Below are 8002 nucleotides of genomic sequence, written 5' to 3' on the forward strand. Positions count from 1 at the left end.
CCGCCCCGCCGCCCCCGCACCCGCGACCGCCCCCAAAAAAAGCTGCCGCCGCCCCCGCCGCCGCCCGCACCGGGGACACGCCGGCCCCGGTCCGGCCCGCCGCCGGCACCGGCACCGGGGACCGTACGCACTACGCCCTGCACGTGGCCGAACTGGACACCGCGGTCGACACCGAGACCGCGTTCGCCTCCCTCTTCGCCGGATCCCCGCACGCCTTCTGGCTCGACAGCGCCCGCGTCGAGCCCGGCCTGTCCCGGTTCTCCTTCCTGGGCGACGCCCGCGGCCCGCTCGCCGAGACCGTCCGCTACCGCGTCGAGGACGGCGTCGTCGAGGTCGCCTCCGCCACCCCGGGCAGCCACCGCGAGTCCGTCTTCGACTACCTCCAGCGGGAACTCGCCCGCCGCGTCATCGACGCCCCGCCGCTGCCCTTCGACTTCACCGGAGGCTACGTCGGCTACTTCGGCTACGAACTGAAGGGCGACTGCGGATCCCCCAACCGCCATCCGTCCCCCACCCCCGACGCCGTCTGGATCTTCGCGGACCGGTTCCTCGCCGTCGACCACCAGGAGGGCCGCACCTACCTCCTCGCCCTCAGCACCGACCCGGCCACCGCCGACGGTGCCACCCGCTGGCTCGCCGACACCGCCGGCGCCCTCGCCCGGCAGGAACCCGCACCGGCCCCGGCCCCCGCCCCGGCCGACGGACCCGCGACGACCGTGGAACCCCGGCTCGCCCGCGACCGCGACGCCTACGTCCAGGACGTCCTGCGCAGCCAGGAGTACCTGACCGCCGGCGAGAGCTACGAGATCTGCCTGACCAACGTCGCCGAGATCCCCGCGACCGACGACGGCTTCACCACCTACCGCCGGCTGCGCCGCGCCAACCCCGCGCCGTACGCCGCCTACCTGCGGCTCGACGGCACCGAAGTGGCCTGCTCCTCCCCCGAACGCTTCCTCAAGATCACCGCCGACCGGGTCGCCGAAGCCAAACCGATCAAGGGAACCGCACCCCGCGGCGCCACCCCCGCCGCCGACGAGCGCGCCCGCCGCGAACTCGTCGCCAGCGCCAAGACCCGCGCCGAGAACCTGATGATCGTCGACCTGATGCGCAACGACCTCGGACGCGTCTGCGAAGTCGGCTCCGTCCACGTCCCCGTCCTGATGGCCGCCGAAAGCTACGCCACCGTCCACCAGCTCGTCTCCACCATCCGCGGCACCCTCAAGGACGGCAACGACGCCATCGACTGCGTCCGCGCCTGCTTCCCCGGCGGCTCCATGACCGGCGCCCCCAAACAGCGCACCCTGGAGATCATCGAGTCCCTGGAGGGCCGCGCCCGGGGCATCTACTCCGGCGCCATCGGCTACCTCTCCTGCAACGGCACCATCGACCTCAACATCGTCATCCGGACCATGGTCCTCGCCGACGGGCACTGGCGGATCGGCGCCGGCGGCGCCGTCGTGCTCGGCTCCGACCCCCACGACGAGTACGACGAAATGCTCCTCAAGGCCGACGCCCCCGCCCGCGCGCTGCTCCCGGCCCGCCCGGCCACCACCCAGCCCGCCCCCGAACGAACCGGAAGTGACCAGCGATGACCCCGCAGACCCCCGTCGACGTGACCGCCCTCGTCCAGGCCATGACCCTCGACGAGAAGCTCTCGTTCGTCCACGGCTCCGACGACCCCGAGGCCCTCGGCCAGTCCGGGTACATCCCCGGCGTCCCCCGCCTCGGCATCCCGGAACTGCGCCTGACCGACGGCCCGGCCGGCGTCCGCATGAAGCGCAAGACCACCACCGCGCTGCCCGCCCCCATCGCCCTGTCCTGCGCCTTCGACGACGAACTCGCCGCCCGTTACGGCGAGTACCTCGGCCACGAAGCCCGCGCCAAGCGCCAGGACGTCCTCATCGGCCCCATGCTCAACGTGCTGCGCCAGCCCTTCGGCGGCCGCAACTTCGAGCTGTACGGCGAGGACCCCCTGCTGGTCACCGCCATCGGCACCGCCGTGGTCAACGGCATCCAGTCCCAGGGCGTCATCGCCATGCCCAAGCACTTCGCGGCCAACAACCAGGAAGAGAACCGGATGACCGTCGACACCGTCGTCGACGAACGGACCCTCCGCGAAATCGAGTTCCCCGCCTTCGAGGCCGCCGTCCGGGCCGGCGCCGGCGCGTTCATGGGCGCCACCAACGGCGTCAACGGACACCCCAGCTGCCAGAACGAGACCCTCCTCACCACCGTCCTGCGCGACGAGTGGGGCTTCGAGGGCTGGGTCATGTCCGACTGGGACGCCGTCCACGACACCGCCGCCATCGAAGCCGGCCTCGACCAGGAGATGCCCGACGGCGCCCACCTCGGCGAGCCGCTGCGCGAGGCCATCGCCGAAGGCAGGATCGACGAAGCCGTCCTGGACCGCGCCGTCGCCCGCATCGTCGGCCAGATGGCCCGCTTCGGCCTCATCGGCGACGACACCCCCCGCCCCGAGACCACCCGCGACGCCGAGCGCGGCCGGGCCCTCGCCCTGGAAGTCGCCACCGCCGGCTCCGTCCTCCTGCACAACCCCCGGGGCGTCCTGCCGCTGTCCGCCGACAAGCTCACCGAGCCGGGCCCCGCCGCGCACGGCCTCGCCGTCATCGGCCGGCCCGCCGCCGTCCCCAAGACCGCCGGCGTCGGCAGCGCCCTCGTCGTCCCCGAGCACGCCGCCACCCCCCTCGACGTCCTGCGCACCCGCCTCGGCGACGACGCCGTCGAATTCCGCATCGGCGAGGACCCGGCCGGCCGCCCCATCCCGGAATCGGCGCTCGTCCCCGCCTTCCGCGAGGGCGAGGTCCCCGCAGGCCCCTCCACCGAGCCCGACTACTTCTACGAGGGCGAACTCACCATCGAGACGGAAGGCCGCTACCGCATCGCCGTCACCGCACTCGGCGGCTACGCGGCCATCGACCTCGAAGGCCACCCCCGCGTCTTCGCCGGCAGCTCCTTCGGCGACACCGCCGGCCTCACCGTCGACCTCCTCCCCGGCACCTACAAGCTCGTCCTCTCCGCCCTCCCCATGCCCAACAACCCCGTCCACCTCACCCTCGGCTGGGTCACCCCCCAGCAGGCCCAGGCCGACATCGACGAAGCCGCCGAAGCCGCCCGCGGCGCCCGCGCCGCCATCGTCTTCGCCTACGACGAGCTCGCCGAACTCATCGACCGACCCGCCCTCGCCCTCCCCGGCCTCCAGGACACCCTGATCTCCGCCGTCGCCAAGGCCAACCCCAACACCGTCGTCGTCCTCAACACCGGCTCCTCCCCGACGATGCCCTGGCTCGACGACGTCGCCGCCGTCCTCGACGTCTGGTACCCCGGCGAGGCCGGCGCCGAGGCCACCGACGCCCTCCTCTTCGGCGACGCCAACCCGAGCGGCAAGCTCACCCAGAGCTTCCCCGTCGACGCCGACCACACCTCCGTCGCCGGAGACCCCCTGCGCTACCCCGGCGTCGACGGCCGCGTCGAATACCAGGAGGGCATCTTCGTCGGCTACCGCTGGCACGACGAGCACGCCGTCGCCCCCCTGTTCCCCTTCGGCCACGGCCTCAGCTACACCACCTTCGGCTACGAGGACCTCCGCCTCACCGCCCGGGGACGCGAACTGAAGGTCACCTGCACCCTGCGCAACACCGGCGAACGGGCCGGCCGCGAAACCGTCCAGGTCTACCTCGGCAGCAGCCCCGACGTCCCCGCCCCCCAGGCCCCCAAGGCCCTCGCCGGCTACGCCACCGCCCACCTGGAGCCCGGCGCCACCACCACCGTGGACATCGTCCTCGACGCCCGCCGCTTCGAGTACTGGAACACCGACACCGGCACCTGGACCGTCGCCGCCGGCCCCCGCACCGTCTCCGTCGGCCGCTCCTCCGCCGACCTCCCCCTCACCGCCACCGTCCACGTCGACCCGGCCGGAACGGTGAGCCCGTGACCCCGGCCCCCCAGCGGATCCACACCCCGGTCTGCGTCATCGGCGCCGGCCCCGCAGGCCTGCTGCTGGCCCGGCTCCTCGAACTGAGCGGCATCGACTGCGTCGTCCTCGAACGCCGAGGCCGCGACCACGTCGAACGCCGCGTCCGCGCCGGCCTCCTCGAACAGGGCACCGTCGAAGCCCTCCGCCGGGCCGGCGCCGCCGAACGCCTCGACCGGGAAGGACTCGTCCACGAAGGCTTCGAACTCCGCCTCGAAGGCGACGTCCACCGCCTGCCCTTCACCAAACTCACCGGCCGGTCCGTGTGGATGTACGGCCAGCAGGAAGTCGTCAAGGACCTCATCGCCGCCCGCACCGCGAGCGGCGGCGCCCTCCACTTCGACGTCGACGACGTCAGCGTCGACCGGCTCGCCGGCGACGGCGCCACCGTCACCTGCACCCTCGACGGCCGCCCCACCGAGATCACCTGCGACTTCGTCGCCGGCTGCGACGGCTTCCACGGCGTCAGCCGCACCGCCGTCCCCGCCGCCTCCCTCACCACCAGCACCCACACCTACCCCTACGCCTGGCTGGGCATCCTCGCCGCCGCCCCGCCCATGACCCCCGAACTCGTCTACGCCACCGGCGAGCGCGGCTTCGCCCTCCAGAGCATGCGCTCCACCACCGTCAGCCGCCTCTACCTCCAGGTCCCGCCCGGCGAAACCGCCGACACCCGCACCGACGAGGAGATCTGGGCCGAACTCGACCTGCGCCTCGCCGGCGGCAGCGGAGCCCTCCCCACCGGCCCCGTACTGGAACGCACCCTCGTCCCGCTGCGCAGCTTCCTCTGCGAACCCATGCAGCACGGACGGCTCTTCCTCCTCGGCGACGCCGCACACATCGTCCCGCCCAGCGCCGCCAAGGGACTCAACCTGGCCGTCGCCGACGCCGAACTCCTCGCCGGAGCCCTCGCCGTCTGGTACGGCACCGGACGGCGCGACGCCCTCGACGCGTACTCGGCCACCGCCGTGCGCCGCGCCTGGCTCGGCCAGGAGTTCTCCCGCTGGATGACCGACCTGCTGCACACCGGCCCCGGCGACACCCCCTTCGACCGGGGCCTGCGCCGGGCGCGCTTCGACCACCTGACCGGCTCCACTGCCGCGGCGACCGACTTCGCCGAGCAGTACGTGGGCCAGTCGCGACGCTGACGGCCACCCCCGCCCGGTCCGCCGCCGGGGGCAGCCTCTTCGACCTGATCAACAGGAGTTTCGGTACGTCATGACAAACGAAGAAAAGATGCTCGACCACCTCCGGTGGATGACGGCCGAACTCCACCAGACCCGGGAGCGGCTGCGGTCCGCCGAGGAACCCGAACCGGTCGCGATCGTGTCGATGAGCTGCCGCTACCCCGGCGGCGTCAGCACCCCCGAAGAACTGTGGCAGCTCGTCGCCGAAGGCCGCGACGCCGTGGCCGGCTTCCCCGCCGACCGCGGCTGGGACCTCGACGCCGTCTACCACCCCGACCCCGACCACCAGGGCACCAGCTACGTCCGCGACGGCGGCTTCCTCGCCGGCGCCGCCGACTTCGACGCCGCCTTCTTCGGGATCTCCCCCCGCGAAGCCCTCGCCATGGACCCCCAGCAGCGGCTCCTCCTGGAAACCGCCTGGGAGGCATTCGAACGCGCCGGCCTCGACCCCACCTCCCTGCGCGGCACCCGCACCGGCGTCTTCGCCGGCGTCATGCACCACGACTACGCCGCCGCCCCCCGCGACCTGCCCGAAGGCGTCGAGGTGTACCTCGGCAGCGGCAACGCCGGCAGCGTCGCCTCCGGCCGCGTCTCCTACGTCCTCGGCCTGGAAGGCCCCGCCGTCACCATCGACACGGCCTGCTCCTCCTCCCTCGTCGCCCTCCACCTCGCCGCCCAGGCCCTCCGCCAGGGCGAATGCACGATGGCCCTCGCCGGCGGCGTCACCGTCATGGCCGACCCCGGCCTGTTCGTCGACTTCAGCCAGCAGCGCGGCCTCGCCCCCGACGGCCGCTGCAAGCCCTTCGCCGCCGCCGCCGACGGCACCGGCTGGGGCGAAGGCGCCGGCCTCCTCCTGCTCGAACGGCTCTCCGACGCCCGACGCAACGGCCACCCCGTCCTCGCCGTCATCCGCGGCTCCGCCGTCAACCAGGACGGCGCCAGCAGCGGCCTCACCGTCCCCAACGGCCCCTCCCAGCAGCGCGTCATCCGCCAGGCCCTGGAACAGGCCCGCCTCACCGCCCGCGACGTCGACGCCGTCGAAGCCCACGGCACCGGCACCACCCTCGGCGACCCCATCGAAGCCCAGGCCCTCCTCGCCACCTACGGCCAGGACCGCACCCCCGACGACCAGCCCCTCCTCCTCGGCTCCGTCAAGTCCAACCTCGGCCACACCCAGGCCGCCGCAGGCGTCGCCGGCGTCATCAAGATGGTCGAGGCCATGCGCCACGGCATCCTCCCCAAGACCCTCCACGTCGACGAACCCACCCCGCACGTCGACTGGACCGCCGGAGCGGTCTCCCTCCTCACCGAGAACACCGACTGGCCCCGGACCGGCGCACCCCGCCGCGCCGCCGTCTCCTCCTTCGGCATCAGCGGCACCAACGCCCACCTCATCCTCGAACAGCCCGAAACCCCCGACGAGGAACCGCCCAGCGCCACCCCGCACCCCCCGGTCGTGGCCTGGCCCCTCTCCGCCCGCAGCCCCGAAGCACTCCGCGCCCAGGCCGCCCGGCTGCTGGACCACACCGCCCACGGCGCCCCCCTCGCCGACACCGCCCACACCCTCGCCACCGCCCGCGCCGCCCACACCCACCGCGCCGTCGTCCTCGGCACCACCACCGGCGAACTCCACACCGGCCTGCGGGCCCTCGCCGACGGCACCCCCGCCGACAACCTCGTCCACGGCACCACCCGCCCCGACCCCCGCACCGCGTTCCTGTTCACCGGCCAGGGCGCCCAACGCCCCGGCATGGGACGCGAACTGCACGCCGCGTACCCCGTCTTCGCCGACGCCTTCGACCAGGCCTGCGCCCACCTCGACCGCTACTTCGACACCCCCGTACGCGACGTCGTCTTCGACGGCTCCCCGCTCCTCGACCGCACCGAGTACACCCAGGCCGGCCTCTTCGCCCTCGAAACGGCCCTCTACCGCCTCGCCGAGAGCCACGGCCTGCGCCCCGACTTCCTCCTCGGCCACTCGGTCGGCGAACTCGTCGCCGCACACGTGTCCGGCATGCTCCCGCTCGCCGACGCCGCCGCGCTCGTCGCCGCCCGCGGCCGGCTCATGCAGTCCCTGCCCGAAGGCGGCGCCATGGTCGCCGTGGAAGCCGCCGAGGACGAAGTCCGCGCCGTCCTCACCCCCGGCGCCGACATCGCCGCCGTCAACGGACCCCGGTCCGTCGTCGTCTCCGGCACCGAGACCGCCGTACTCGACGCCGCCGCCCTCCTCGCCGCCGCAGGCCACCGCACCAAGCGCCTCAAGGTCAGCCACGCGTTCCACTCCCTGCTGATGGAACCGATGCTCGACCGGTTCCGGGCCGTCGTCACCCGCCTCGACTTCCGCCCGCCCGCCATCCCCGTCGTCTCCAACGTCACCGGCCGCATCGCCACCGCCGAAGAACTCGCCACGCCCGAGCACTGGGTGCGACACGTCCGCCAGGCCGTCCGCTTCCACGACGGCGTCCGCACCCTCGCGGACCACGGCGTCACCACCTTCGTGGAACTCGGCCCCGACGGAATCCTCACCGCCATGGGGCAGAACTGCCTCGACGAGGACTCCGGAATCCGCTGGAGCACCGCCCTGCGCCGCGACCAGCCCGAGCCCGCCGCCTTCACCCGGGCCGTCGCCGAGGCCCACACCCAGGGCATCGCCGTCGACTGGGACGCCCTCTTCCCCGGCGCCCGCCGGGTCGACCTGCCCACGTACGCCTTCCAGCGCGAGCGGTACTGGCTGCGCAGCGGCGGCGCCACCGGCGACGTCACCGCCGCCGGCCTGGACGCGGCCGGCCACCCCCTCCTCGGCGCCATGGTGACCGTCGCCGCC

At 73.7% G+C, this 8002-nt stretch carries 4 protein-coding genes; all 4 read left to right on the forward strand.

Features of this window, described 5'->3' with window-relative positions; translation table 11 throughout:
* The coding region (gene pabB, locus SSNG_RS37240) for an aminodeoxychorismate synthase component I (RefSeq protein ID WP_007269161.1) at positions 1-1592 on the forward strand (1592 nt) is incomplete at its 5' end.
* The gene (locus SSNG_RS37245) at positions 1589-3952 is read left to right on the forward strand and encodes a glycoside hydrolase family 3 C-terminal domain-containing protein (RefSeq protein ID WP_007269162.1); all 2364 of its coding nucleotides are present in this window, start codon (positions 1589-1591) and stop codon (positions 3950-3952) included. The genes pabB and SSNG_RS37245, both read left to right, overlap by 4 nt.
* Entirely contained in the window at positions 3949-5139 is a 1191-nt protein-coding gene (locus SSNG_RS37250; RefSeq protein ID WP_007269163.1) for a 4-hydroxybenzoate 3-monooxygenase, read from the forward strand. Before SSNG_RS37245 ends, SSNG_RS37250 begins: the two co-directional genes overlap by 4 nt.
* Before the next feature lie 142 nt (positions 5140-5281).
* Positions 5282-8002: type I polyketide synthase (locus SSNG_RS37255; RefSeq protein ID WP_241695360.1), on the forward strand; the 2721-nt coding region annotated here is incomplete at its 3' end.

Origin of the sequence: Streptomyces sp. C (genome assembly GCF_000158895.1) — a bacterium.
Lineage (GTDB): Bacteria > Actinomycetota > Actinomycetes > Streptomycetales > Streptomycetaceae > Streptomyces > Streptomyces racemochromogenes.

Coding starts and splice junctions, on each gene's coding strand:
- SSNG_RS37245 (WP_007269162.1), top strand. CDS start 1,589: ATGACCCCGCAGACCCCCGTCGACGTGACCGCCCTCGTCCAGGCCATG.